The 24,162-nt window shown below is 65.4% G+C and carries 28 protein-coding genes; 10 read left to right on the top strand and 18 right to left on the bottom strand.

Annotated elements, in window-relative coordinates; all coding sequences use genetic code 11:
• The first annotated feature begins 225 nt into the window (after positions 1 to 225).
• On the top strand, positions 226 to 873 hold the full coding sequence (locus FJ424_RS06810) for an outer membrane protein (protein ID WP_140644522.1): 648 nt from the start codon (positions 226 to 228) through the stop codon (positions 871 to 873).
• A 93-nt stretch (positions 874 to 966) separates the two neighbouring features.
• On the opposite strand, the gene FJ424_RS06805 is transcribed toward FJ424_RS06810, so the two are convergent.
• From FJ424_RS06805 to FJ424_RS06785, 4 genes are all read right to left on the bottom strand, one after another.
• Positions 967 to 1,335: a TfoX/Sxy family protein gene (locus FJ424_RS06805; protein WP_140651847.1), complete on the bottom strand. Its 369-nt coding sequence runs from the start codon at positions 1,333 to 1,335 to the stop codon at positions 967 to 969.
• Between the two features lie 130 nt (positions 1,336 to 1,465).
• A complete protein-coding gene (locus FJ424_RS06800) occupies positions 1,466 to 2,062 on the bottom strand; it encodes a glutathione S-transferase (protein ID WP_140651846.1) in 597 nt (198 codons plus the stop codon).
• A gap of 270 nt (positions 2,063 to 2,332) precedes the next feature.
• On the bottom strand, positions 2,333 to 2,695 hold the full coding sequence (locus tag FJ424_RS33475) for a hypothetical protein (RefSeq protein WP_181181592.1): 363 nt from the start codon (positions 2,693 to 2,695) through the stop codon (positions 2,333 to 2,335).
• A gap of 411 nt (positions 2,696 to 3,106) precedes the next feature.
• Positions 3,107 to 3,637 carry a DinB family protein gene (locus tag FJ424_RS06785; RefSeq protein ID WP_140651845.1) on the bottom strand — a complete coding sequence of 177 codons (531 nt, stop codon included), beginning with the start codon at positions 3,635 to 3,637 and terminating at the stop codon, positions 3,107 to 3,109.
• A 102-nt stretch (positions 3,638 to 3,739) separates the two neighbouring features.
• Between FJ424_RS06785 and FJ424_RS06780 the strand changes: the two genes are divergently transcribed.
• From FJ424_RS06780 to FJ424_RS06770, 3 genes are all read left to right on the top strand, one after another.
• On the top strand, positions 3,740 to 4,330 hold the full coding sequence (locus tag FJ424_RS06780) for a TetR/AcrR family transcriptional regulator (RefSeq protein ID WP_140651947.1): 591 nt from the start codon (positions 3,740 to 3,742) through the stop codon (positions 4,328 to 4,330).
• A 145-nt stretch (positions 4,331 to 4,475) separates the two neighbouring features.
• Positions 4,476 to 4,880 (top strand): YciI family protein, encoded by a 405-nt coding sequence (locus tag FJ424_RS06775; RefSeq protein ID WP_140651844.1) that lies wholly within the window; start codon positions 4,476 to 4,478, stop codon positions 4,878 to 4,880.
• On the top strand, positions 4,877 to 6,127 hold the full coding sequence (locus FJ424_RS06770) for an RNA polymerase sigma factor (protein ID WP_140651843.1): 1,251 nt from the start codon (positions 4,877 to 4,879) through the stop codon (positions 6,125 to 6,127). Before FJ424_RS06775 ends, FJ424_RS06770 begins: the two co-directional genes overlap by 4 nt.
• Positions 6,128 to 6,186: 59 nt before the next feature.
• Here FJ424_RS06770 and FJ424_RS06765 read toward each other — a convergent pair whose 3' ends face one another.
• From FJ424_RS06765 to FJ424_RS06755, 3 genes are all read right to left on the bottom strand, one after another.
• On the bottom strand, positions 6,187 to 6,639 hold the full coding sequence (locus FJ424_RS06765; RefSeq protein WP_140651842.1) for a hypothetical protein: 453 nt from the start codon (positions 6,637 to 6,639) through the stop codon (positions 6,187 to 6,189).
• A gap of 165 nt (positions 6,640 to 6,804) precedes the next feature.
• A complete protein-coding gene (locus FJ424_RS06760; RefSeq protein ID WP_140651841.1) occupies positions 6,805 to 7,167 on the bottom strand; it encodes a DoxX family protein in 363 nt (120 codons plus the stop codon).
• A 34-nt stretch (positions 7,168 to 7,201) separates the two neighbouring features.
• Positions 7,202 to 7,624, bottom strand: coding sequence for a VOC family protein (locus FJ424_RS06755; RefSeq protein WP_140651840.1), 423 nt, complete (start codon positions 7,622 to 7,624; stop codon positions 7,202 to 7,204).
• 182 nt (positions 7,625 to 7,806) lie between these two features.
• Here FJ424_RS06755 and FJ424_RS06750 point away from each other — a divergent pair, with 182 nt between their 5' ends.
• Entirely contained in the window at positions 7,807 to 8,562 is a 756-nt protein-coding gene (locus FJ424_RS06750) for a helix-turn-helix domain-containing protein (protein ID WP_140651839.1), read from the top strand.
• Here FJ424_RS06750 and FJ424_RS06745 read toward each other — a convergent pair.
• Genes FJ424_RS06745 through FJ424_RS06735 form a run of 3 tightly spaced genes read right to left on the bottom strand, consistent with a single transcriptional unit; the run spans position 8,546 to position 10,765 of the window.
• A complete protein-coding gene (locus FJ424_RS06745; RefSeq protein ID WP_140651838.1) occupies positions 8,546 to 9,424 on the bottom strand; it encodes a 23S rRNA (adenine(2030)-N(6))-methyltransferase RlmJ in 879 nt (292 codons plus the stop codon). The genes FJ424_RS06750 and FJ424_RS06745 overlap by 17 nt on opposite strands.
• A gap of 58 nt (positions 9,425 to 9,482) precedes the next feature.
• A complete protein-coding gene (locus tag FJ424_RS06740; RefSeq protein WP_140651837.1) occupies positions 9,483 to 10,112 on the bottom strand; it encodes a hypothetical protein in 630 nt (209 codons plus the stop codon).
• Positions 10,113 to 10,144: 32 nt separating this feature from the next.
• Entirely contained in the window at positions 10,145 to 10,765 is a 621-nt protein-coding gene (locus FJ424_RS06735; protein ID WP_246677164.1) for a TetR/AcrR family transcriptional regulator, read from the bottom strand.
• 135 nt (positions 10,766 to 10,900) lie between these two features.
• On the opposite strand from FJ424_RS06735, the gene FJ424_RS06730 reads away from it, so the two are divergent.
• The 4 genes from FJ424_RS06730 (at position 10,901) to FJ424_RS06715 (ending at position 14,877) form a co-directional block, all read left to right on the top strand.
• The gene (locus tag FJ424_RS06730) at positions 10,901 to 11,374 is read left to right on the top strand and encodes a carboxymuconolactone decarboxylase family protein (protein ID WP_140651835.1); all 474 of its coding nucleotides are present in this window, start codon (positions 10,901 to 10,903) and stop codon (positions 11,372 to 11,374) included.
• 254 nt (positions 11,375 to 11,628) lie between these two features.
• A complete protein-coding gene (locus FJ424_RS06725) occupies positions 11,629 to 12,546 on the top strand; it encodes a lysylphosphatidylglycerol synthase domain-containing protein (protein ID WP_140651834.1) in 918 nt (305 codons plus the stop codon).
• 5 nt (positions 12,547 to 12,551) lie between these two features.
• The gene (locus FJ424_RS06720; RefSeq protein ID WP_140651833.1) at positions 12,552 to 13,631 is read left to right on the top strand and encodes a glycosyltransferase family 2 protein; all 1,080 of its coding nucleotides are present in this window, start codon (positions 12,552 to 12,554) and stop codon (positions 13,629 to 13,631) included.
• 88 nt (positions 13,632 to 13,719) lie between these two features.
• Complete coding sequence (locus FJ424_RS06715; protein WP_140651832.1) at positions 13,720 to 14,877, top strand: ATP-grasp domain-containing protein; 1,158 nt, start codon at positions 13,720 to 13,722, stop codon at positions 14,875 to 14,877.
• A 220-nt stretch (positions 14,878 to 15,097) separates the two neighbouring features.
• Here FJ424_RS06715 and FJ424_RS06705 read toward each other — a convergent pair whose 3' ends face one another.
• From FJ424_RS06705 to FJ424_RS06680, 6 genes are read right to left on the bottom strand one after another with little or no spacing between them, the layout of a single operon-like run.
• Positions 15,098 to 16,093, bottom strand: coding sequence for a Rieske 2Fe-2S domain-containing protein (locus FJ424_RS06705; protein ID WP_140651831.1), 996 nt, complete (start codon positions 16,091 to 16,093; stop codon positions 15,098 to 15,100).
• Positions 16,090 to 17,235 carry a GNAT family N-acetyltransferase gene (locus FJ424_RS06700; protein ID WP_246677163.1) on the bottom strand — a complete coding sequence of 382 codons (1,146 nt, stop codon included), beginning with the start codon at positions 17,233 to 17,235 and terminating at the stop codon, positions 16,090 to 16,092. The genes FJ424_RS06705 and FJ424_RS06700 overlap by 4 nt, the downstream gene beginning before the upstream one ends.
• Positions 17,232 to 18,488, bottom strand: coding sequence for a F390 synthetase-related protein (locus FJ424_RS06695; protein WP_140651829.1), 1,257 nt, complete (start codon positions 18,486 to 18,488; stop codon positions 17,232 to 17,234). The genes FJ424_RS06700 and FJ424_RS06695 overlap by 4 nt, the downstream gene beginning before the upstream one ends.
• Entirely contained in the window at positions 18,485 to 19,309 is an 825-nt protein-coding gene (locus FJ424_RS06690; RefSeq protein ID WP_140651828.1) for an MBL fold metallo-hydrolase, read from the bottom strand. The genes FJ424_RS06695 and FJ424_RS06690 overlap by 4 nt, the downstream gene beginning before the upstream one ends.
• Positions 19,306 to 20,289, bottom strand: a complete 984-nt coding sequence (locus FJ424_RS06685) for an NAD(P)-dependent oxidoreductase (protein WP_140651827.1) — start codon at positions 20,287 to 20,289, stop codon at positions 19,306 to 19,308. The genes FJ424_RS06690 and FJ424_RS06685 overlap by 4 nt, the downstream gene beginning before the upstream one ends.
• Before the next feature lie 3 nt (positions 20,290 to 20,292).
• Positions 20,293 to 21,282: a 3-oxoacyl-[acyl-carrier-protein] synthase III C-terminal domain-containing protein gene (locus tag FJ424_RS06680; RefSeq protein ID WP_140651825.1), complete on the bottom strand. Its 990-nt coding sequence runs from the start codon at positions 21,280 to 21,282 to the stop codon at positions 20,293 to 20,295.
• 138 nt (positions 21,283 to 21,420) lie between these two features.
• Here FJ424_RS06680 and FJ424_RS06675 point away from each other — a divergent pair, with 138 nt between their 5' ends.
• Positions 21,421 to 21,987: a T6SS immunity protein Tdi1 domain-containing protein gene (locus tag FJ424_RS06675; RefSeq protein WP_140651823.1), complete on the top strand. Its 567-nt coding sequence runs from the start codon at positions 21,421 to 21,423 to the stop codon at positions 21,985 to 21,987.
• Positions 21,988 to 21,993: 6 nt separating this feature from the next.
• On the opposite strand, the gene FJ424_RS06670 is transcribed toward FJ424_RS06675, so the two are convergent.
• Positions 21,994 to 22,443 (bottom strand): DNA polymerase III subunit chi, encoded by a 450-nt coding sequence (locus tag FJ424_RS06670; protein WP_140651822.1) that lies wholly within the window; start codon positions 22,441 to 22,443, stop codon positions 21,994 to 21,996.
• Between the two features lie 3 nt (positions 22,444 to 22,446).
• Positions 22,447 to 23,967, bottom strand: a complete 1,521-nt coding sequence (locus tag FJ424_RS06665) for a leucyl aminopeptidase (protein WP_140651820.1) — start codon at positions 23,965 to 23,967, stop codon at positions 22,447 to 22,449.
• Positions 23,968 to 24,162 lie beyond the last annotated feature (195 nt).

Below are 24,162 nucleotides of genomic sequence, written 5' to 3'. Positions count from 1 at the left end.
AGCGCAACATATTTAGCCTGCTGACATTCGCTGTTGCGAAGATGCAACGTCAACTTTCGGCCTCATTCGCGCCGGGATATGACCCAAGTTCAGGTTCGCTTCAGCCGCATTTCAGCACGACATTTGGAACCGTTGAGCGCCAAGCCCGTTTATCCCCCCGGACGGGCCGGGGCGTTTCATGAACAAACAAGCCTAAGTGTCTTGTGGCTTAAGGAGAGTATAACAATGAAGACCAATCTCAAATTCGCGCCGCTCGCTGCTGCGCTCGGGCTGTTCGCCCTTGGTGGTACCGCCTTCGCGGCCGACGTCGTTTCCGAGGAGCCGCCGGCTCCCGCCCCGGTTGCCGAGCTTCCGGTTGCTTCATGGGCCGGCCCTTATGCCGGTATCAATCTCGGCTACGGCTTCGGCGGCCATGTGAAGGCCCCGGGCGTCGACGCCAAGACCAAGGGCTTCATCGGCGGCGTTTTCGGCGGCTACAACTGGCAGCAGGATAACTTCGTCTACGGTGCTGAAGCCGACCTCGGCTACAACGGCACCAAGGGTTCGGACAACGGCCTTTCGGCCAAGACCGGCATCGAAGGTTCGCTGCGCGCTCGCCTCGGCTATGCCGTGACCCCGGAAATCCTGCTCTACGGCACGGGTGGTCTCGCTGCCAAGAACCAGAAGATCGACGACAGCGTCACCGGCGTGAACGACAGCAAGGCCATGCTCGGCTGGACCGCCGGCGCCGGTACCGACATCAAGATCACGGACAACGTGTTCGGCCGCGTCGAGTATCGCTACACCGACTACGGCAGCAAGAACTTCGGCGACACGGGCAAGGTCAAGTCTTCGGACAACCGCGTCACGTTCGGCGTCGGTATGAAGTTCTAAGTCGTAAAAGCCACGACACGGAAAAGCCGGGCCTTGCGCCCGGTTTTTTTGTGTCCGCGGAAGACGGAAGGGCTGCGAGCTCCCCAGTCGTCCTCATTTCGACCGCTTCGGCGGTTTCGCCTTCGCCGGCAGCGTCTCGACGAAAGCCAATGCGCGGCCGAGCCAACCGGCAAGATCGGCGTCGGTTGCCGTCCCTTCGGACGCGACACGGATATAGCCTTCCATCGAGCGTCCACCCATCTCCATCGTGCTTGCATGAGGAAGTGCCGCGGCAGCCGCATGCGCGCCCTTGCCGACGCGTACCAGAAGCCCGCGCTTCGAGGTGCCGATCAGCATGTTGCCGTTGATCATGAAACAGGTGCCGCCGAACATCTTCTGCTCGGTGAAGGCGCGTCGACCGAGGGCGGCGCGCAGGCGTGCGACCATCGGGTCCGGCGCGGCGCTGGTTGAGGGCTTTGCCATCTTCACCACTCCGACTTGGGTGATGCCAGGCAAGCATGGAAGGGAATGGGGTTCAAGTGGGGGCGGCGTTATGGAGAAGTGCAGCGGCGAAGCTGCTGATCTCCCCCGCAAAGGGGGAGATTGGCAGTTCTCACCCCGGCACGCTTGCCTTCAGCTCCGGGAACTTCTCGTCAAACCTCGCGGCCCAACGCACGAGCCGGCTGTGGCCTTTCTCCCATTGGCCGGAAAAGCGCAACGCGAGATAGCCGAGGGCGGCGCGCAGCGCCATGTGGCCGGCGGTGATCTTCTTCGGCAGCTTCGGCGGATTGGCGTTGATGAAGTCGAGCGCGGTGGCGATCTTGGTCCACTGGCGGTCGAGCCAGGGCTGGTAGACCATCGCCTCCGGCCGCGTGCGGCGCTCGTAGACCATTGACAGGGCGCAGTCGCAGATGCCGTCGGCCAGCGCCTCGAGAACTTCCGCCTCGAGCCGCTTGTCCGGATTGCGCGGGAAGAGTGCGTTCTTCGACAACCGGTTGAGATGCTGGGTGATGGCGCGGCTGTCATGGATGGAGCGGCCGTCCTCCAGCACCAGCGCCGGGATCTTGCCGAGCGGATTGGCCGAGATCAGATCGGCGGGCTTGTCCTCCGTCTTGACCGGCACGAGGTCGATCGCGATGCCGGCATAGGCGGCCGCCATGCGGACCTTCGAACTGTAGGGCGACGTGGAAGCGTAGAGCAGTTTCGGCATGATCGGATTCCCAGTTGTTTACGGCACTGTTGACCGATCGGGATCCGAAGGGCAACGGCCAGCCGGGCAATCCGGATTGGCCAATGCATCTTGCCGGCGCAGGCACCCCAAAGAAAAAGCTCCCGGACGTTTTGCCTGGCGGCAAAATTTCCGAGAGCTTTAGGAGGAGCGCCCGCTCCGACTCCGCTCGCTCTGACACCGAATTGGCGAGAGGGGTGCCAAGGTGGCACCCGCCCTCACCTGTTGCGGTTCGCGAGCGAAGCTACGCGATTACTTCTTGGCGGCCGGCTTCTTCGCCGGAGCTGCCTTCTTGACAGCGGCCGGTGCCTTGGCGGCGGCGGCCTTCATCGGAGCCTTGGCGGCGGGCTTGGCCGCGGCCTTGGCTGCCGGCTTCTTGGCGGCAGGCTTGGCCGCCGGCTTGGCCGCGGCCTTGGCGGCGGGCTTGGCCGCTGCCTTCGCCACCGGCTTCTTGGCGGCGGGCTTAGCCACAGCCTTCGCCGCTGCCTTGGCCGGAGCCTTGGCGGCGGGCTTGGCCGCTGCCTTCTTCACTGCTGCAGGTTTCGCGGCAGCCTTAGCTGCCGGCTTCTTTGCCGGCGCTTTCGCCGCCGGCGCCTTGGTTGTCGTCTTTGCCATGCGATGCCCCTTGCGTTTTGCCGATGGTCGTGAGTGACCCGGCGTGTCTATGCATATCTGACTCGCGACTGTCTAGCCAGCGAAGCAACACAATGATTTTCAGTTATTGAATTTTGGTTACACGAAACGCTCGAAGATGCATCTCATTGAAAAATTGTGAGCGAATCTGTCACTTTCGAAGTGACGGCCCGGCCCACAGATTTTCGTGCGGCTTCTATCGCCCGATCCTCCACCGACCGGCGGCATAACCTTGCATCACAATGTGAGCAGAGTGCTCATAATGGACAAGAGGCCGTCGGAGGTCGACTTCATCTTGTCCAGCAGAAACATCTACAGATGAACCGGCCATGCGCGACGGCCAAAGCTTGAGCGCTTTAAAGTGAGCTTAAGGCTCATATTCAGGCGCCACAATCAAGCGCCCGCCGGTTGGCGTCCGTGCTGCAGGCGGCGCGCCGGCTCGACCCGGTGCAGATGGACGGCGTAGGTGTCCCAGGGCGGCGAGTGCGCGATCCTGGCTAGCATGCGGCCGATCTCGCCGCGATGGTAGCTGCCGTGCAAGACGATATGGGTCAGCATCTCCTGCCTCGTCATGCAGCCCCTGTCGCCGTCGGTGAAGGTGAAGGCGACCGGGTCGGCAAGCTCTTGCTCCGCAACGGTTTCAAGATAGTCGAGATACCAGCCGTCGATCTCGGCCAAGGCGACGCGCAACGCGCGCGGTTCGGGCGTGTCCGGCGTATTGTCGCTCGCATAGCCATGGGCGACGCCCCTCAGATGCGCGGCAAAAATCCGCGACACGACATGGATATGGTTCATCAGGTGGATCGCGGCGCGCCGCTCCTCGGGGTCGCGGGACGGATCCATCCCCGCAAGCTTTCCCGCGAGCTCATCATTCGCCCAGGCCTGATAGACAAGCAGGCTCTTCAGCAAGGTCTTGGGGCTCATGTTCCGGCCCATTTGCGTTGGTGAAATGAATGTGAGTATCCTGTTTATATTCTCGGGAGACGGGCCAGCATGTCTACTCGCATTGCAAAGCCGGCCGCGCGCATGCGCAAGCAGCCGCGCCAGGCGCGTTCGATCGCCACCGTCGAGGCGATCATCGAAGCCGGTGCTCGCGTTCTTAGCGAGCTCGGCTGGGCGGGCTTTTCCACCAACAAGGTGGCAGAGGCCGCAGGCGTCAGCATCGGCTCGCTCTATCAATATTTCCCCGACAAGCTCGCTCTGGTCGAAGCGATCCGGCGCCGTCACTTCGATCATGTGCTGTCGGTGATTCGCGAAGCGGCGGCCGACGAGAAGCCGCTGAGGCAATTCGCGCGCGAGCTGGTGCGCGGCATGATCGGCGCGCACTCGATCCATCCGACGTTGCACCAGGTGCTGCTCGACGAGGCGCCCGGCGACCGCGGCTCGCGTGCCGCGCATGCCTCGTTCCAGACGCGCTATCTCGAACATTACGCGGCGGCCGTCGCGCAGTACCGCAAGCGCCGCAAGGATACCGAGACGATGGCGCGCGTGCTCTCGTCAGCGATCGAAGGCGTGATCCACAACGCGGCGCGCCGCAACATGCTCGACGCGCCGGAATTGCAGAAGCAGCTCGTCGAGCTGATCGAGGCTTACGTATCGGGCGGCAGGGCAACCTGAGGCAGCGACGGCTGAGAGGCTGGCGCCGGCCGCGTGCCCGCGCCTCCTCGGTTACCGGCATCGCAATTAAATTCATATCGCCTGTCGATTCCGACGATCGCCGTTCGTCGTATCATCGCAACCTGCAAACCGAAGGAACACAAAGATGCGTTTCATGATGCTGATGATCCCCGGCGGCTACGCGACCGCGGCTCCCGACGTCAGGCCCGAAGCCGAGGCCGTGGCGACGATGATGAAATACAATGAAGAGCTGAAGCGGGCCGGCGTGCTGCTTGCGCTCGATGGGCTGCATCCGCCGTCCTCGGGCGCGCGGGTTTCCTTCAAGGGCGGCAAGCCAGCCGTCACCGACGGCCCGTTCGCCGAGGTCAAGGAAGTGCTCGGCGGCTATTGGATGATCGACGTGCGCTCGCCCGAGGAAGCCATCGAATGGGCACGCCGCTGCCCCGCGGGGGAAAACGACGTCATCGAGGTCCGGCGCGTTTTCGAGATGAACGATTTTCCCGAGGACGTCCAGAAGGTCGTCGACGGGTTCGACGAGCTCAAGGATTGACCGCGACTGCAACGATCGAAGCGGTCTGGCGGATCGAGCAGCCGAAACTCGCCGCCAGGCTCACCCGCACCCTGCGCGATGTCGGGCTGGCCGAGGAGGTGGTGCAGGATGCCTTTGTCGAGGCGCTGGAGCGCTGGCCCGGCGACGGCATTCCGCACAACCCGGCCGCCTGGCTGACCAGGGTCGCCATGAACCGCGCGCTCGACCGGCTGCGCCGCACCGTGCTGATCGACGGCAAGCATCGGCAGCTGGCCGTCGATCTCGCCGAGCTGGAGTGCGCCATGCCCGACATCGAGGCGGCGCTCGACGAGGATATCGACGACGATCTGTTGCGACTGATCTTCACCTCTTGCCATCCGGTGCTGCCGGCAGAGCAGCGCGCGGCGCTTGCGCTGCGGATGCTGGGCGGACTGTCGACGCCGGAGATCGCGCGCGCCTTCCTGGTGCCCGAGGCCACCGTCGCCCAGCGGATCGTGCGCGCCAAGCGGACCTTGCGCGACGCCGTCATCGCCTTCGAGACGCCGCGCGGGCAAGAGCGGCGCGAGCGCCTGACTGCTGTGCTGGAGGTGATCTACCTGATCTTCAACGAAGGCTATGTCACGTCCTCCGGACCGGACTGGCTGCGAGCCGATCTCGGCAACGAGGCACTGCGCCTCGGCCGCCTGCTGGCGACGCTGATGCCGGAGCAACCGGAGGCGATCGGACTGCTGTCGCTGATGGAACTCGGCGCCTCGCGCTTCGGCGCCCGCACAGACGGAGCCGGCAATCCGATCCTGCTGCTCGACCAGAACCGCGGCCGCTGGGACTGGTCGCTGATCCGGCGCGGCCTCGACCGATTGAAACGCGCGATGGCGCTCACGCCGACGCCCGGTCCCTATCAGCTGCAGGCGATGATCGCCGCCTGCCATGCCCGCGCGGTGAGCGCGGCCGACACCGACTGGATCGCCATTGCCGCCTATTACCAGGCGCTCGCGCTGGCGGCGCCCTCGCCCATCGTCGAGGTCAATCGGGCGGTCGCCGCCAGCATGGCGTTCGGACCGGCGCAAGGGCTGGCCATCGCCGATGCGCTGCGGGACGAACTGCGGCTGAAAGAGTCGTACCTCTTGCCCACGGTGCGCGGCGACCTTCTGGCGAGGCTCGGACGGATGGAGGAGGCCCGCGCCGAATTCCGCCGCGCCGCCGAGCTAACAGCAAATGAGCGGGAGCGCGCGCTGCTGCTGGCGCGGGCTGGTGATGGAGACGGTTGAGAGAAAAAGGATAGGCCGGCGGGACAGCGCCCCTCCGGCCTGCCTATCAGCCGGAAAATTTACCTAAGCACGCGGCAGCGGCCGTTATAAACCAGCCAGCGGTCGAAGCCCGAGACGCAGAATTCGACATTGTCGCCGATCGAGGCAAAGCCCTGGCCTTCCTCGATCAGGTAGAAGATCGAGCGGTCGCGGCCGTCCGACAGGTTGACGGTGGCGCGGCAATAGTGGCGGCCGATCGGCCATTCGTCGCTCGCCCGCTCGTAGCGATGCTGGCGGATGTTGCGGAAATCTGTGATCGCGACGTCCGGCAGATGCGGCACGTGATGCACTTGGTAGGAGAAGCGGTCGGTGATCTTGCTCAGCACCCAGCTTTCGCCGCAGACGCTGCCATCGTCGCCGCTGTAGACGGAAAGGTCTGCGGCCTGCGCCGCCTGGGTGAAGCCCAGCGGAGCGACAAAGGGAGTGGACAGCGCAACCAGCGCGGCAAGGGCGGAATGGGCGAAGCGAGTCATGACAGCCTCTCAAGGTCGGTTCCGCGCACTGTGCGGATTCGCTTGGCGGCGGTCAAGCGGTCGCGAAAACAATGGTTTCCACAAAACTTCGTTCCAGACTTCACCAGCTAATTGGGTTGCATGGAGATTCAGGTCATACCGGCATCGCCTGAACCTCCATACAGCCTAAAACGTGCCGGCAAGCAGCAGCCCGCCGATGACCGCGATGTTGATCAGGAACGCATTGCGCAGCACCTCGCGCTCCGGCTCCTCGCTGGCCCAGAAACGCAGCAGCATCGCGTTCGTCGCCAGCGTGAAGATGACCAGCGCGCCGGCGGCGAAGGGCCGGGCCATGCCAACGGCAAGCAGGAAACCCGCAACGATCTCGACCGCCGAACCGGCGGCCAGCATCAAGGCCGGAGCCGGAAATTTCTGCGCGGCCATATAGCCGCGCATCGCCCCGAATTTCAGGAAATGTTCGATGCCGGCGAAGACGAACACGCCACCGATGAGGAGAGCGCCAAGCGCTTGAACGGTTTGACCAGGCATGGCGGCCTCCTCTCGATGATCTGCTTCGCTCCGCTCAGTCCTCGGGGAGGAAGGCCGGGTTGTAGACGACCTCCCACAGGTGATCGTCGGGATCCTGGAAATAACCGGCATAGCCGCCCCAGAAGGTTTCTTGCGCCGGCTTGACCACGCGCGCCCCGGCCTTGACGGCCTCGGCCATCACGGCGTCGACCTCGGCCTCGCTGCCGACATTGTGGCCGATGGTGAGCTCGGTCGGGCTGCGGCCGCTCTGCGGCACCGTGGCATCCCAGGCGATGTTGGCGCGTTCGTAGATGGCGAATTTCAGGCCGCCGGCGAGCTCGAAGAAGGCGACGGCGCCATGCTCGAATTCCCGGCCGATGATGCCTTCGGTCGGCAGGCCGAGGCCGTCGCGATAGAATTTGAGCGACGCTTCCAGATCGTCGACGCCGAGCGTCAATACGGTGATGCGAGCTTTCATTTCTCTCACTCCTTTCTATATTCGAAACCAACATCCGAAATCGGATGTGGTCGGCAAACGCGCCGATGGGCGCCATCAGGCTGCGTCTGTTCTGCCATGGATGGAGTGGCCGGCCTTGAAGATTTCGGCCAAAATTGACCGTCGCACCGATCCGGCATCCGATGGTTGAGATCGGAGAAGAAATGGAACCGGTCCTGGCGCAGACAACCGGCTTCTTCCGGGAACGGCCCGCTGGCAAAGGCCTGACCGATGCCTTCTGTGCGATCTGGGTCCACCGCATGGACGAGCGCGCCGCTCCGCCCATCGTCATCACGCCTGACGCGACGATCGACCTGCAATGGATCGACGGCCGCTTCCGCGTTGCCGGGCCGGACAGGGAGCCACAGATCGAGATGCCTGCCGCCGGCGCGGTGATTGTCGGCTTCCGCTTCCGGCCGGGCGCGGCCGCCGGCTGGCTCGGCGTGCCGGCCAGCGAAATCGTCGGCGGGCGGCTGGACCTCCAGGAGTTATGGGGCACGCGTGCCCGCGAACTGTCGGATCGCATCAAGGCTGCGACCGATCTGCCGGCCATGCTGCGGCAGTTGGAAGAGACGGTCGGCATGCACACCGAGGGCCGCGATGCGCTGGACCCGCGGATGGGCCGGGCCTTTGGTGTCCTCGACGAGGGCCTGTCGCCGGAGACGCCGCTGGTTCCCTTCCTGCAACGCCATTTGCATATGAGCGAACGGACGCTGCGACGCCGCTTCGAGGACGCCTTCGGCTATGGCCCGAAGACGCTCGACCGCATCCTGCGCTTCCACCGGTTCCGGCGCCTGCAACGGCAGCAGGGCGAAGCCTCGACCGCGCTGCTCGCTATCGAGGCCGGCTATGCCGACCAGGCGCATCTGATCCGCGAAAGCCGGCGGCTGACCGGTGTGACGCCTACGGCGCTGGCTTAGGCGCGCGGTCGCCCTGCTCGCCCGCCAGCCAATCAAGCGTCCATCGCGACGGCTGCCGGAGAGCAAGCGCCTTGTGAAGGGCGGGCAACAGCACCTTCAATTCGCCTTCCAGCGTGTAGGGCGGATTGACCACCACCATCCCGCTGCCGTCGAGGCTGGGCTCGTCTGAGGCAGGCCGGATATCGAAGGCAATGTCGAGCAGTTTTGGAATGCCGGTCTCCCTCAGCGCCGCGCGGAAAGCGGTCACCGCCCTGCGATCCTTGATCGGGTACCAGAGCGCGTAGATGCCGCCCGGCCAGCGCCGATGCGCCTTCAGCAGGCCATCGACGAGCCTGGAGAACTCGCCCTCCTCCTCGAAGGGCGGATCGATGAGGACGAGGCCGCGCTTCTCCTTCGGCGGCAGTTGCGCGCCCAGCGCCAGCCAGCCGTCGAGCTCGATCACCCTCGCCTGGAAATCGCCGACGAGGACGGATTTCAGCCGTGCGGCATCCTCGGGGTGAAGTTCGACCGCCGTCAACCGGTCCTGGTTGCGCAGGAGATGTCGCACGATCAGCGGCGAGCCGGGATAATGCTTGAGGCCGGCGTCGGGATTTTGCGCGCGCACCGCCTCCAGATAGGGCTGAAGCAGCGCCGCCGCCCGCGGCTCGAGCGTCGCCTCGGCCAGCCGGCCGATGCCGCCCTGCCATTCGCCGGTCTTGCCTGCCTCCACCGAGGCAAGGTTGTAGCGGCCAATGCCGGCATGGGTGTCGATGACGCGAAACGCCTTATCCTTCTGCTTGAGGTATTCGACGAGGCGCGCGAGCACGGCATGCTTGACGACATCGGCGAAATTGCCGGCGTGGTAGGCGTGGCGATAATTCATGCGCGCCTACCTCTAGAGAGCATGATGTCGACCGAAAACCGCTTCACACTTTTCGGCATCATGCTCGTGGCGAACCGTTGCGGCCCCAGCGTGGCGGTGGCGGCTGCGAATTGGGATTCTGCGGATCGCCTCCGCCGCGGCGCCCGAAGACCAGCGACAGCGCCAGTCCGGCAAGGCCGACGCCCATCAGCGTATAGCCGGCCGGCTGCGCGCGTTCGTCGATCGAGCCGGTGCCGGCGCGCAGGATGAGATCGACCGCGCGCATGTCGATGCCGTCGGCATCGCCGGGGCCGACGGTGAACACATAAGGACCGGGCGTGACCCTATCGATGACGCCGCCCTCGTCGCGAAAGATCTTGTCGGGCAGTTGCGGGCTCGCCTGGCGGGGATTGTCGGTGTGGTTGAAGGAGAGCGCCGACGCCAGCACCGTGCGGCCGCCGTTCGCCGCGGTCAGCATCAGCACCGTGCGCTGCTGGCCAGCGACCCGTTCGGCCCGCGCTGTCAAGTCGACCAGCACCCGCACCGGCGCGTCGCTTGCGGCGAGTTGCACGGTGACCGGCCGGAAGCGGCCGCCCTCATAGACGCGGTAAGTACCGATCGCATGGCCGGAAAAATTGCTCATCGCCCAGGGATAGAAGATGCCGATGGCGGCACCGGCGATGAGGAGAAGGACACAGAGGAAGCGCATTCAGAGCCTTGGTTTTCTGGGCGAGATCGCCGCTATTTTTTGGCGGGTTCGTTTCGGGCAGCTTCGCGGACCCGCTCCATCTCGTCCAGAAACATTTCCAGGCCAAGCTCGAAAGTCTTGTCGAAGCCGCTGGCGCCGAAATAGGCGCCGGCCTTAATAACGCTCGGATAGTCGCGCGCCAGTTCCTCGTCGCTGACGGTGGTGACCGCCGAAGGCCCCTTGGCGTAGCCGGCCGTCTCGTCGAGGATCGCCCCCATCAGATAATAGCCGGCGGCGCGGAACAGGCGGGCGCTGAGCTCGGGGCCGAAACCGCCATCCTCGAACAGGCCGATGATGGCGTTGAGCTTGGCGAGGCAGGGCGGCGAGTTCATGCGATAGACGACGATGAAGGGCGCGAAGGCCGGGTGCTCGGTGGCGACGCGGCGGAATTCCTGCATGCCGACACGCGCCCGCTCGCGCCACGGCAGGCTGTCGTCAGGGATGACAAGCCTGCTCATCTGCCGGTCGACCAGCGACTCGTAGAGATGCGCCTGCGAGGGGAAGTGGTGGTAGATGCTCATCGCCTCGCAGCCGAGCCTGGCGGCGAGCTTGCGCATCGAAAAGCCGGAAAGCCCTTCCCGCTCGATCACCTCGAAGGCGGCGTCCTCGATCATCTCGCGGGAGAGCTTTCCCCGGGGTCGCTTTTTTTTGCTCTGTGCATCCATGGCGGCGCTTGACAACTTACACTGTAAGGTTCATCTTCCACACACCTTACAACGTAAGGCTAACAAAAACCAGAGGAGAAGATCATGTCAGTCATTCGCATCGTCTCAACCGTGCATTCCTGCCTTCGTTCCGCCTCGCTCATCGCCGCCGCGAGCGTGTTTGTCACTGCTCTGGCTTCCGCGCCCGCCCGGGCTGATGACTACGACGCCGCCCTCAAGGACATCCAGTCGACGATGGGCGGCGTGCCGAGCTTCGTGAAACAGTTCCCGAAAGCCGGTCTGCCCGGGGCGTGGGCCGAGGTCAAGGCCATCGAGCTCAGCGACAAAACGGCGCTGACGCCGAAGGAGAAGTCGCTGATCTCGCTGGCGGTCGCCGCGCAGATCCCGTGCAGCTACTGTATCTGGTCGGACACCGAGAACGCCAAGCACGCCGGCGCCACCGACGAGGAGATCCAGGAGGCCGTCGCGATGGCCGCGCTGACACGCCACTGGAGCACGATCTTCAACGGCATGCAGGTCGATTTCGACCAGTTCAAGAAAGAGATGGCCGGGCAGTAAGACTTATCCCGGCATAGCTTATCCGGCAAAGCGGGCGGGCGCGAACCCCGCCCGCCTTTCGCCGCCTCGGTCGACGCTCCAACCAAGCTTGTGGATTCGCCGCCGCCGCTGCTCTATAGGAACAGCGCCTTGAAAAACGCTGGCACGGATCCGATATCGGACCGCCGCCGGCCGGGCCGACATCCGAGAGTTGCCGCTTTGCAGGCCCTCGGATAGCGCTTCCGCCCCGGCCGGGCGGCCCATTGGAGACCTGATTGAAGCGAGCGATATCGATAATCGTCACTCTGGCGCTGCTGGCATGGCTTGCCAGCGACCAGCGCTGGAAGATGGTGGGCGATGCTTTCGCCTCCATCACGCCCGGCGCTTTCGTGGCGGTGGCGGCGGCGCTGTTCGTCACCTATGTGCTCAGGGCGCTGCGTGTCTGCGACGAGTTTCGCGACGATGTGAACGGCCGCTTCGGCGCCGTGCTTCGCGTCATCCTGATCCACAATGCGATGATCAACGTCGTGCCGTTCCGCGGCGGCGAGACGGCCTTCCCGATCCTCTTGCGCCAGGTGTTCGGCGTCTCGATCGTGCGCGCCAGCGCTTCGCTGCTTTGGTTTCGGCTGCAGGACGCTTTCGTCGTCGGTGTGCTGGCCTGTCTGGTCTGGCCGGGCCTGCATCCGGCGCTCAGGGCCGCCGGCATCGCGGCGCTGATCGCCGCCGCATGGTATCTGCCGCGCTGGGCGCGCGCGCCGCATAACTGGACCACTGGCGGCAGGATTGTCTCGAAGCTCGGCAAATTGCGCGATATCTTCACCGAAGCGACGGGACGCTCACGCTATGGCTGGTGGTGGACGATCGCCAACTGGGCGCTGAAGCTCGGCGTGCAGGGATGGCTGCTCGCAATGCTGCTCAACATCTCGTTCCAGACCGCCTTTCCGGGCGCCGTCGGCGCGGAAGCCGCGGCCATCCTGCCGGTGCAGGGCGTCGCCGGTTTCGGCACCTATGAGGCGGGCGCCGCAGCCGCATTGCTCTATTCCGGCATTGCCATGAAGGATGGCCTGCAGGCGGCGCTGGCGCTGCATCTCTTCATCCTCTGCTCGGCGGTCGCAACCGGTGCGATCGCCTGGCTGTTCCCCTCGAAATCGACGCTGCCGGAAACCCCGACGGCAGGACCGGCAAGGAAATGACCGCCATGAACGTGCTTCCCATTCCCGCATCGGGACTGCCCGAGGGCGCCGTCATGCCCGAGCACAAGCTCTCCATCGTCATCCCGATGTATAACGAGGCTGACAATGTCGAGCCGCTGCTCGTCCGCATCCATCAGGCGATGGAGAATTACAGCCAGCCCTGGGAAGTGGTGCTGGTCGACGACGGCAGCACCGACGCCACACCCGCCGAGATCCGCCGGCTGGCGGCTCAATACGGGCCGCATGTGCATGGCGTGGAACTGGTGCGCAACTACAAGCAGACCGCGGCCATGCAGGCCGGCCTCGACGCCGCGCGCGGCGACGTCATCGCGACACTCGACGGCGACCTGCAGAACGACCCGTTCGACATTCCACGCATGGTCTACCGCCTGCTGACCGAGGATCTCGACCTCGTCGCCGGCTGGCGCAAGGATCGCAAGGAAGGTTTCTGGATGCGCCGCTTGCCCTCGCGCATCGCCAACAGGCTGATCGCGCGCGTCACCGGCGTGCAGCTCAAGGACTATGGCTGCAGCCTGAAAGTGTTTCGTGGCAGCGTCATCCGCAGCGTGCGGCTCTATGGCGAGATGCACCGCTTCATCCCGGCGTGGCTGGCGACGGTGACGACGCCGCGCCGCATCGCCCAGGAAGTGGTGACGCATCACGCACGCATCCACGGCCAGTCGAAATATGGCATCTCGCGCACCTTCCGCGTGGTGCTCGATCTCGTCTTCATGTTCTTCTTCCTGCGCTACCGCACGCGACCCGGACATTTCTTCGGCGGCATCGGCATCGTGCTCGGCGTGCTCGGCTCGCTGATTCTTGCCTATCTCTTTGCGATCAAGGTTTTCTTGGGACAGGATATCGGCACCAGGCCGATGCTGATCACCGGCTTCTTCCTGGTGATCGCCGGGCTGCAGGCGGTGACGTCGGGCGTGCTCGCCGAGATGCTGTCGCGCGTCTATCTCGAGGCCAATGGCGCGCTCGCCTATGTGGCGCGGCCGCAGCCCGCGCATGGCGAGGGCGACGGCTGGCACTGGCCGAGCAAGCCGGCGGCTATGGAAAAGCCGAAGGCGCGCCGGAAGTGATCAGGCAGACTGGCCGGCACCAGCTGCATTGCCAATCGCCCTGATTTCGCGCATCGGTCCTCGCGACGGGAACGACCGCGAATGACCGATGCCGAGGGCTGACAGATCCATCCTGATTACAGGGGCACGCGCGCCAGTGGCGCTGCATCTGGCGCGCCTTCTCCATGGCGCCGGGAAAAGGGTGATCCTGGCCGACACGCCGGCGAGGCCCATCGCGGCGGCGAGCAAGGCCTGCGCGCGCTATTGCCGGCTGCCGCCGCCGCGCTTCGAACCGCGAGCCTATGCCGAGGCGGTGGAGACGCTGATACGGACTGAAGGCGTCGAGATGGTCGTCCCGACCTGCGAGGAGGTCTTTCACCTCGCGCTCGCCTGGCGCGACAAGATTGTGCCGGCGCGATTGTTTGCCCCCGATATCGGGTTGCTGGCGCAGGTTCACAACAAGCACAGCTTCATCCGGTTGGCTGAACAGCTTGGCCTGGCGGTGCCGGAGACCACGCTTCTCAATTCCCGCGACGATCTGGAGACGGTACGTGGCCGCTCGCGCGACCTGGTGTTCAAGCCGGTCTGGTCGCGCTTCGCCAGCCACATTCTGCTGCGTCCGACACCGGATTTCCTCGATGCGATCGTGCCCTCGCCCGCCATGCCCTGGGTGGCGCAGCGTTTTGTCGAGGGCAAGGAGATCAGCGCCTATGCGGTGGCGCGAGAAGGCAGGCTCAAGGCGCTGGCGCTCTACCGCTCGCTCTACCGCGCCGACAAAGGCGCCGGCATCTTCTTCGAGCGGGTCGAGGACGATGCGGCGCGCGATCTGGTCGAGCGCATCGTCGCCGGCACCGCATGGACCGGGCAGATCTCCTTCGACCTGATGCGCGAGGCGGATGGCCGCGTGCTGCCGCTCGAATGCAACCCACGCGCCGTGAGCGGCCTGCATTTCTTCCGCGATCCGGCGCGCTTTGTGGATGCCGTGCTCGGCGACGGTCAGGAAGTCGCGCCCGACGTCATCGCCCCGCAAACGGTGCGGCTCGCGATGTGGATTTACGGATTGCCGGCGGCGCTGCGTTCGGGAGGGTTTGGCGGATTCCGAAAGGCGATGCGCGAGGGCAAGGAATTGCTCAATTGGACGGAAGATTCAGCGCCCGCAAGAGCGCAATGGCCGGCGCTGGCGGAGATTGCTGGGGTGGCATTGCGCGAACGCATCAGCCTGCAGGCGGCATCGACGCGCGATATCGAGTGGAATGGGCCGGGCTAAGCATGCATATTGTAGAAGCTGGCGGGACAGCGCCCCCCTCTGTCCTGCCGGACATCTCCCCCACTTGGGGGGAGATCAGCAGCTCGGGCGCCTCGCTCCTTCTGCCACGCCGGCGATTGGCAAAGCCGGCGCGACATCCAATCTCCCCCCTCGTGGGGGAGATGGCCGGCAGGCCAGAGGGGGGCGAAGGAACGCGACCTGCCGCCTTATCGGCAAACAATCACAGCTCGATATAATGCACCCTTGCCTCACCTGCCGCCGCCGGCATCTTACCCTCCATGATCGCGGCGATGTCGCGGCGCAGGAAATCAAGCGGGCCGATCACCGGCAGGGCCTGCGGCGGCAGCCGAGCGTTGTCGCTGGCCGATTTCAGCACCCGGCGGTCCTGGTGCAGCGCGATGGTGAAGAGCGGCTTGAAGGCCAGCGCCTTCATCTCGCCGAGCAGGCCCTGGCGGCGGCCGATCAGCCAGCCGACACCCTCGACGGTGCGTTCGTCGGCCTGGCGGAGGTGAAAGGTGGTGGCCAGGACCAGCCCGTTCTTGCCCCAATATTCGAGCTCGGCGATGCCGGGATGGCGGAAGCGGCCGATCGTTTTCGCGCGCTCGCCTTCGAGCAACCGGCTGATGAGGCCCTGCTGGCGGTCCTCGCCAGTGTAGCTGGCCTCGACCCAGCCCCCGCCACCGGTCACCTCGACCCGCACCAGATGGCGCTTGGAGGTGAGGCCGCGCAGCAGGCCCTTATGGGTGAAATGAGTGTGCGTGGCGTCGAGGATGTTCTCGGCGGCGTCGATCACCGTCGACTGCGTCGATGAGCGCACCCGCCGCGCGATGATGTCCCTGCCCTGCATGCAGTGCAGGTAAGGCTCGCCCCGCGGCGTGCCGGACGAGATGAAGACGACGCCGTCGCGCTCGATCGCCGTGTAGCGGCGGACCCGGTAGTGCGGCATGGCGCCGACAAGGCCGGGGATCGCGGTGCAGCGGCCTTCGCCGTCATAACGCCAGCCGTGATAGGGGCATTCGATCTCACCGCCGACGATCTTGCCGGTCGACAGCTCGACCAGCCGGTGCGGACAGCGGTCGAACAACGCGGCGATGCCCTGCGCCGAGCGGAACAGCACCACCGGCGCGCCGTCGAACAGAATGCGCTTCGGCCGCTTGCCGATATCGGCGGACAGCGCCGCCGCCTGCCAATGATCCTCCCCACGCCGCTCGCTCACAATTCGAACCTCCTGAGCAGGGGAATGCCGACCAGCGCCAGCACGGTCTCCATGACGCGGATCGCCAGGCGCCGGCGAAGCGCAAGATGCCCGGCATAGACGGCGTTGTATTCGATCGCGGCGACCGCGCCGCGCCGGCGTTTGAAATCGGCGGCACCCGCGCTCATGTTGAAGAACAGGCCGCGCGCCGTGGCGTGGTCCTGCACCACTGCCATCATCATGCGATAAAGCCCGTCGGCCACCGGCAAGCCCGTGTCGTAGCCGACGATGGGCTGGGTCAGCGTACCGCCGTTTTCGAACAGGCCGGTGACGGCGACCAGCTCGCCGCCCGGCCTGCGCAGCCCCGCCAGGCGGATGATGCCGCGTCTGTGCATTTCAGCGATATAGCGAGCCGTGTAGTGCGGATTGAGCGGCGTGTATTTGTCGAGATAGAGCAGATTGTAAAGCTGCTCGGCGCGCGCATAATCGGCCTCGGTGAAATCGCCATTGCCGACCCGCTCGAACGGCGTCGCGCGCAGGCGGGCGCGATCGCGCTTCATGTCGCGCGTCATTGCGGGCGATGCGCTGCGGTCGGCGAAGATGTAGATCTGGCGCGCCGCCAGCATGCGGAACCCCTCGGCCTTCAAGGCGGCCATGGTCGCTGGATCGGCTATATCGTTTAACGAGCGGATGACGATGGCGTGATCGGGGAAACGCCCGGTCAGGTCCGCGCGCAGCGACGCGGTCGCCGGCCGGTCGAGCAACGGCACCGGATTGGTCGAATAAAGCCAGTTGTTGACCTGCGCCTGATGGTCGAGGCCGCTTGCCCTGACAAGCGGCGCGCACGCCCCAATCAGGGCGTTGAGCGCGCGTTGCAGCAGCGGGTGGGCGGCGAAGTTGCGCGTCTCGTCTATCGCATAGTCGATATAGGCGCAGGTCGGGCAGCAGATATAGCAGTTGGGCGCTTCATCGGCGTCGTTCAGCGTCAACGGAAAAATACGCCCGGCGGTTTCGAACGTCTCGACTTTCGTGTTCAGGTTGGCGATGAGATCGCGCACCGGCACCTCGTTGAAAAGCCTCACAAAAGCCTCGACCTTTGCCGGCTTGTTCTCGACCCGGTCGGCCTGCTGCGCAGGCCTTTCCGCCGTCGCCGCGCCGCTCACCGCGCCGGCTCCAGGCGGCATTCGACGCGGCGCAGCTTGCGGCCTGTTTCCAGCGGCAGCGGCGCGCGGATGAGCGTCACGGTGGCCGCCGCTTTTCGTGCGTCCAGCAACGCTTGCACTGCTTGAAGAGCTGCAGCCGCCGCTTCGTCCGGGAGCGTCGGCGGAAGCCTGAGCTCGATGCCGTCCGGCCCGGTCTGGACGAGGCGGAAATCATCGATGCGGCGGTCGGCCTTGAGCACGGCGTTGCGCAGCACATCCGGCGTGACCAGGATCGGGTCATCCTGCGACACGAGACGGAAAACATCGTCCATGCGGCCGACGATCTCGTCGACGCAGCGCAGCGGCGAGCCGCAGCCGCAGGCCTGTCCGGACAGGCGCAAAAGGTCATTCATCCGGTAGCGCGCCATGATTTGGGTTTGGCGGTGAAAGGCCGTCACCAGCGGCGTCACCAGGCCCTCGCCCGCCGGCTCGAATTCGAAGAAGACGGAGTCTTCCGCAAGATGCAGTCCGCCCTGCCGGCAGGTCACCGCGAACAGGCCTTCGGTCGCCATGTAGATCTGGTCGAGCGGCAGCCGGAAGAAATTTTCGATTACCGGACGGTCGACCGGGTCGAGCGCCTCGGCGGCGGAAAAAACGCGCTTCGGCCGGAGCCGGAAGTTTTCGGCCGCGAAATGGCGCAGGATTTTTGGCGGCGCGATGATGACTGTCGGATCGAACATTTGGAGTGCGCCGCGCCAGCTCTCCGGCCCTGCGGTCAGATCGAAGAAGGCGAGCTTGATCAGGCGCGATTTGCGGGCGCTGTCGTAAAGCCCGGTGTTCTGCGGCAGGACGACGGCGACGCGCATGCCGCGCCACAGAAGATCGGGCGCCGCCTTGGCCAGAATCGCGCCCAGCCAGCGGTATTTTTCGGCCTCGGAAATCACGAACAAGCCGCGATTGCCCGATGTTCCGGTGCTGGCGCCGACCGTGAGCGATCCGGCGCGGCCATCGCGCGCCAAGGCCGCCCAGGCTTGCGTGGCGGTGAGACCGTGGATGTTGAATTCGTCGAAGCGCGCCATCAGCAGCGCCTTGTCGGTGATCGGCAAGTCGGTGAGGTGCGCCGGCGCCTTGCCGTAAAAGGACGCGCGCGGCAGGTCGCGGTCAAGGAAGCGCCGCAAGGCGGCCGCCTGCCAGCGTTCGAAGCCGGGCCGGGTCTTGCGCGACACCCAGCGTGTCAGGGCGAAGCAGCCTGCCGCTTCCGCCAGCCCGCTCATGCGGCCTCCGGCGCGAGATCATAAGATGTCGGAGCGGGATCATGGCAGAGCATCACCTCGCCGCCGACGGCGAGGAAGCGGCGCAGCATGGCACTGGTCGGCTCGATCGCCGCGGCATCCTCGGCGATCAGCGTGGCAGGGAAACCCGGCGCGCGGTTTTCGGTCAAGGCTGTGAGCAGCCATTGCACATCGACGGCGTAGAGCAGCGGCCGGTCGAGGCCATTGAACAGCAGGCCGAACTGGCCATCGGCATGTCCAGGCAGATCGACCGCGATCACGCTGCCGTCGCCAAAGAGATCGGCGCCGCCGGGTACATCCTCGCGCGCCTTGACCCTCCGCTTCGCGGACAGGCCCTCCAGCCTCGCCTCGAAATCCAGCGGGAAGAGTTCGGCAAAGACGCCATGGCGCAGATTCTGCCTCGGGCTGCGCGCCTTGACCCGCGCCCAGGCGGCATCGCTGGCGATGAAGCGGGCGTTGCGGAACAGCGACAGGCCCGAGATGTGGTCGGCGTGGAAATGCGTGACGATGATTGTGCGGATGTCATCGGGCGACAGGCCGAAGAGCTTGAGCATCGGCAGGACCTGTTCGGCGGCGTTCAACTCGGGCCTCAGCAGCGTGCCATAGAGGCGCAGCATGCGGCCGCGCCCCTCGCCTGTCAGTGCTTCCGGCGTGTAACCGGTGTCGATGAGCACCGGCCCGGCAACCGGGTGAAAAATCAGCCCGTAGCGGACACGCAGCCTGACACCTTGCCAACTGCCGCCGCGCAGGATCAGCCGAGCGGCGGCGCTCACCCAGGCGCTGTTGGCGAAGACTAGCTTCATGGCCTGGCCTCGCTGGAAAAAGTGCAATCAAGCCCTTGCTCGAACGCAATTTTCGGCGTCCAGCCGAGCATCCGCTTCGCCTTGGAAAGATCGAGACTTTGCGCATAGGCGAAGAGACCGAGCCCATAGCGGGTGACCGGCGGTTCGGGCCGCCCGGGTAACCGAAGCGCCACCGCTTCCATCAGGCCGGCCGCCAGCATCGCCGGCATGAGCGGCGTCGGCCGCCAGCGCGCCTTGAGACCAGCGCGGCTGCAGGCCTCGTCGGCGATGCGGCGGACCGGCAGCACTTCGCCGCCAGAGATGTTGAAGATCTCGCACTCCGCTTCCCTGGGCGCGGCAAGCGCCGCCATCACCGCGTCGACGACATCGTCGATATGGGTGAGGTCGATGGCCGCCCGGCCATCGCGAAACAGTGGCAAAGGCCGGCTCCTCGCGGCCTTGATCAGGCGCGGCAGCAGCGCCCGATCGCCGGCGCCGTAAATGCCGCGCGGCCGCAGCACCACCGGATGGATGGCGGGCCGGCCGAGCACAACCTTTTCGGCCTCGCGCTTGGTGCGGGCATAGTGATTGACGGGCTCCGGCAAGGCCGCATCCTCGCTGAGCCCAAGCTGGTCGCGGAAGGCGAAGCAGACGGACGGGCTGGAGATGTGGACGAAGCGGCTGACGCCTTGCCGCTCGGCGAAGTCGAGCAGGTTCCGTGTCGCCGTGACGTTCGCCGCCTCGAAATCCGCGAGGCGTCCGAAGGGCGAAGAAAGCGCCGCGCAATGAATGATCCGCTCGACCCTGCCAAGCCTCGGATCGAGTGCGCCATCGAGCGGCTGCGCGAGATCGTGGCGGACGATACGATGGCCGGCGGCCTCCAGCGCGGCGCAGCGCGCTTCATCGCGGCCGAGTCCGAGCGCCAGCGTGCCGGACGCGGCAAGCCGCTCGAGCACATGAGCACCGAGGAAGCCGCTGGCGCCGGTGACGAGCACGGCCATCCCTCAGGTCTCCAGCGCCATGCCGCCGAAGGAGACACCGGCCGACGTGCCGAGGAAGAGCAGCTTCATGCCTGGCGCGACGCGCCCGTCGCGGCGCGCGATGTCGAGCGCGAAGGGCATGGAGGCCGCGATCTGGTTGCCGAAGCGGGCGGAGACGTCGACGAGCTTTTGCGGCGCAAAACCGGTCTGGCGCGCCATATGGGCAAGCGCGAAGGGGCTCGCCTGATGCGGCACGACGAGATCGACATCGTCATGCCGCCAGCCGGCGCGCCCGAGCAGAGCATCGACGAAGCCGTTGAAGTGGCGCGAGGTAAGCCGGAACAGTTCCTTGCCGTCCATGTGGAACAGGCTGTGCGCGGCAAACGCTTCCCGATCCTTGCGGAAATCGAAGCGCGTGCCGCCCGAACCAATGCCGCAGGCTTCCCAGCCCGATGGATAAGTGCGCATCAGGCTCGCCGCCACCTTTCCCTCGCTTGGCTTGGCCTTGCGCAGCACGGCCGCCGCCGCGCCGTCGCCGAAGAGCGCGGCGATCTCCGGCGCGTCCTGCCACGGCAAAGCGCGCGAGGCGACTTCGGACGAGAAGACCAGAGCCGTCTCGCACTGCCCTGCCTCGATCATGCGGCCCGCGGTCTCGAAGGCGGTGAGGAAGCCAAGGCATGTGCTGTTGACGTCGAAGGCGGCGGCCGAGCCGTCCGCCACCCCGAGGCACTGCATGACCAGCGGCGCGGTCGCCGGCAGCGGCTGGTAGGGCACGCCGCAGCCGCCGACGATCAGGTCCACGGCGCCGGCCTCTACGCCGGCATCCTCAAGCGCAAGGCGCGCGGCGGCACAGGCGAGATCGATCTGCGATTCGGCATTGCAGACATAGCGCTCGACGACACCGGTGACGGTTTCAAGCGCGCCCTCGCCAAGGCTCAGCTTCGCCTCCAGGGCGCGTGTGGTGAGGCGCTCAGCCGGTACCGCCCTGCCGGTTCCGACGATCCTGATCCGCATTCTCCCCCCGCCGCGTGAGCTTGGCCCTATCTAACGCAAAAAGCGGTTCGAGGCGACGACCATCATCGGCGTCTGCGCGACCATGTTTGATCGTCGATCATTCTGCTGTAAGTATGCGATGCTTCCAGGGGGTGAGGTATGGCTAATTCTTTTTCTCGCTTTATTTCTTTTGTCTTTGGGAATTCTGTTTCTAAGCCAAATGCAGACGCTGTCAGAAGCCCGTGGCCGAGCGGTCTCCAGCATCTGTTTATCGAGCCATCAAAGAAGGATATCTGGGAAGCGCTGGACGGCTGGAAGTGGATTGGGCTTGATGGCTTGGAGCCCGGCGCAGTCTCTGCGTTCGGCGACATTTTCTTCCGCGCTCGCGATGGTTCCGTCAAATTGCTGGACATGGTCGGAGGCCGATTGACCCAAGTCTCGGAAACGTGGCCGGAACTTACAACCCAGTTCAATGATCCTGATCGTCGCGACGAACTGTTGCTGGCTGGATTAGTGACGACGGCACGAAAGAAGGGATTGGTCTTGGGGGTCGACGAATGTTACGACTTCGAAAAGCCGCCCGTGCTCGGTGGCGAAATGTCCGTTAAGCAAATCAACAAGACTTTCTTCGTGGTCAAAGTGCACATAGCCGGCCAGATTCACCGGCAAGTAAAAGACCTTCCGCACGGTACGAAAATCAACAAGGTAACGATCGGCGATCGCTGACGGCTCTCACGCCTTGCGCTCCCAGCGACGGTCGGGCGTCTGCTGCCAGTAGGTCACGGCGTGGCCGGCTTCCTTCAGCGTCTTCCAATGCGTCCGCGCGCCTTCGAGCTGCGCGGCGTCATGGCCGTCGAAAAGGAAGACGGCGCGCTCGTAGCCCGATAGTTCGGGCGGGCTTGCGCCGTCGACCAGGAAGCGGACCTGCGCCGCGTTCTGGTTGCCCTCGCCCGTGGTGAGCAGGACCGGCTGTTCGGCCGGATAGGCCTCGCGGTCGGTGGCATGCGCCAGAAAGGAATCGTCGCGGAAAATCCACAGATGCTGGTCGAGCGCGTCGCGACGCTCCTCGGTGCCGGTCTGCACCACCGCGCGCCAGCCGCGCTCGACGCTGCGCTCGAGCAGGCCGGGCAGCGCCTCCTCGAGCGTCGATTCGGTCAAATGGTAGAACAGGATGTCGGCCATCCCCTACCCTTCGTAGTGATCGCGCACCAGCCTGTCGAGCAACCTCACGCCGAAGCCCGAGCCCCAGGACTGGTTGATCTCGCTCGACGGCGCGCCCATCGCGGTGCCGGCGATGTCGAGATGCGCCCAGGGCGTGTCCTTGACGAAGCGCTGCAGGAACTGCGCGGCGATGATGGCGCCGCCATAGCGGCCGCCGATATTCTTCATGTCGGCGTTCTTGGAATCGATCAGCTTGTCGTATTCGGGCCCGAGCGGCATGCGCCACAGCCGCTCTTGGCTGGCCTGGCCGGCGCCGAAAAGCCGGCCGGCAAGCTCGTCATTGTTTGAGAACAGGCCGGCATAATGCTGGCCGAGCGCCACCATGACAGCGCCGGTGAGCGTCGCCAGATTGATCATGAATTTCGGCTTGAAACGGTCGTTGGCGTACCAGAGCGCGTCGGCCAGGACGAGGCGGCCTTCCGCGTCGGTATTGAGCACTTCGATGGTCTGGCCAGACATCGATGTGACGATGTCGCCGGGGCGCTGGGCATGGCCGTCGACGGCGTTCTCGACCAGGCCGATGATGCCGACCACATTGGCCTTGGCCTTGCGCGCGGCGAGCGCGTGCATCAGGCCGGTGACGGCGGCCGCGCCGCCCATGTCGCCCTTCATGTCCTCCATGCCGGAGGCCGGCTTCATCGAATTGCCGCCGGTGTCGAAGGTGACGCCCTTGCCGATGAAGGCAAGCGGCGCATCCTTGGCCTTGCCGCCGTTCCAGCGCATCACCGCCAAGCGCGCGCCGCGCGGCGAGCCTTGCGCAACGCCGAGCAGAGAACCCATGCCGAGCTTCTTCATCTCTTTTTCAGCCAGGATCTCGACCTCGACGCCGAGCTGCTCCAGCGCCTTGACGCGTTCGGCGAATTCGACAGGCCCGAGCGCATTGGCCGGCTCGTTGACGAGATCGCGCGCAAGCAGCACGCCATCGGTCACGGCTTCCTCGCCCGCAAACGCCTTCTTCGCGGCCGCGGGGTCGGCGCACTGGATGGTTATCCTCGCGGGCTTCGCCGCCTCGGCCTTCTTGGCGCCCTTCGCGTCAGATTGCCCGTCTTCCTTGTCTTTCCTGGTCTTGTATTTATCGAAGGAATAACTGCGCAGCAGCATGCCGGCGGCTAGGTTGGCCGCCTGGCGGCCGTCGGGCTGCAGTTCGGGCAGATCGAGGATGACGGCCCCCTCGGCCGCCTTGCGCAGCGAAGCGGCAATGACCCCACCGAGCTTCAGCCAGGCATTGTCGTCGAGGCTCGAGACCTTGCCGGCGCCGATCGCCACCAGCCGGTCGACCGAAGTTCCTTCCGGCGCCAGCACCTCGGCCGAGCTTGCGAACTTGCCGGAAAAATCCGCGACCGGAAAGGCGCGTGCCAGCGCGCCGACCGGATCGCAGGCCTTCGCCGCCTCGCCGAGCCCACCGCCATCGGCCGCGAACACGAAGACGCTGCCCTTTTTCGGCGCGGCAAACTTGGCGAAAGAAATGGAAGGTCTCGACGTCATCAGGTCCTGCTTTCGGGGATGGCGGAAGGTGCCGGCAAAGGGTATTTCTTGGCGAGCAACGCGTTTGGCAAGCGTGCGCGACATTTGGTCGTTTTCAGCCATTTGGCAAGACTTTGGCCGAAATCGCTGTCTATATCAGCGCCACCATAGACAAAGGATTCGCCCCGGCACGACCTTAGCTTGCCGCCGTAACGT

The sequence above is a fragment of the Mesorhizobium sp. B3-1-8 genome, from assembly GCF_006439495.1.
In the GTDB taxonomy this organism is placed as follows: domain Bacteria; phylum Pseudomonadota; class Alphaproteobacteria; order Rhizobiales; family Rhizobiaceae; genus Mesorhizobium.
Note: the sequence above shows the minus strand (reverse complement) of the source record. Positions and strands in the feature narration are given on the sequence as shown.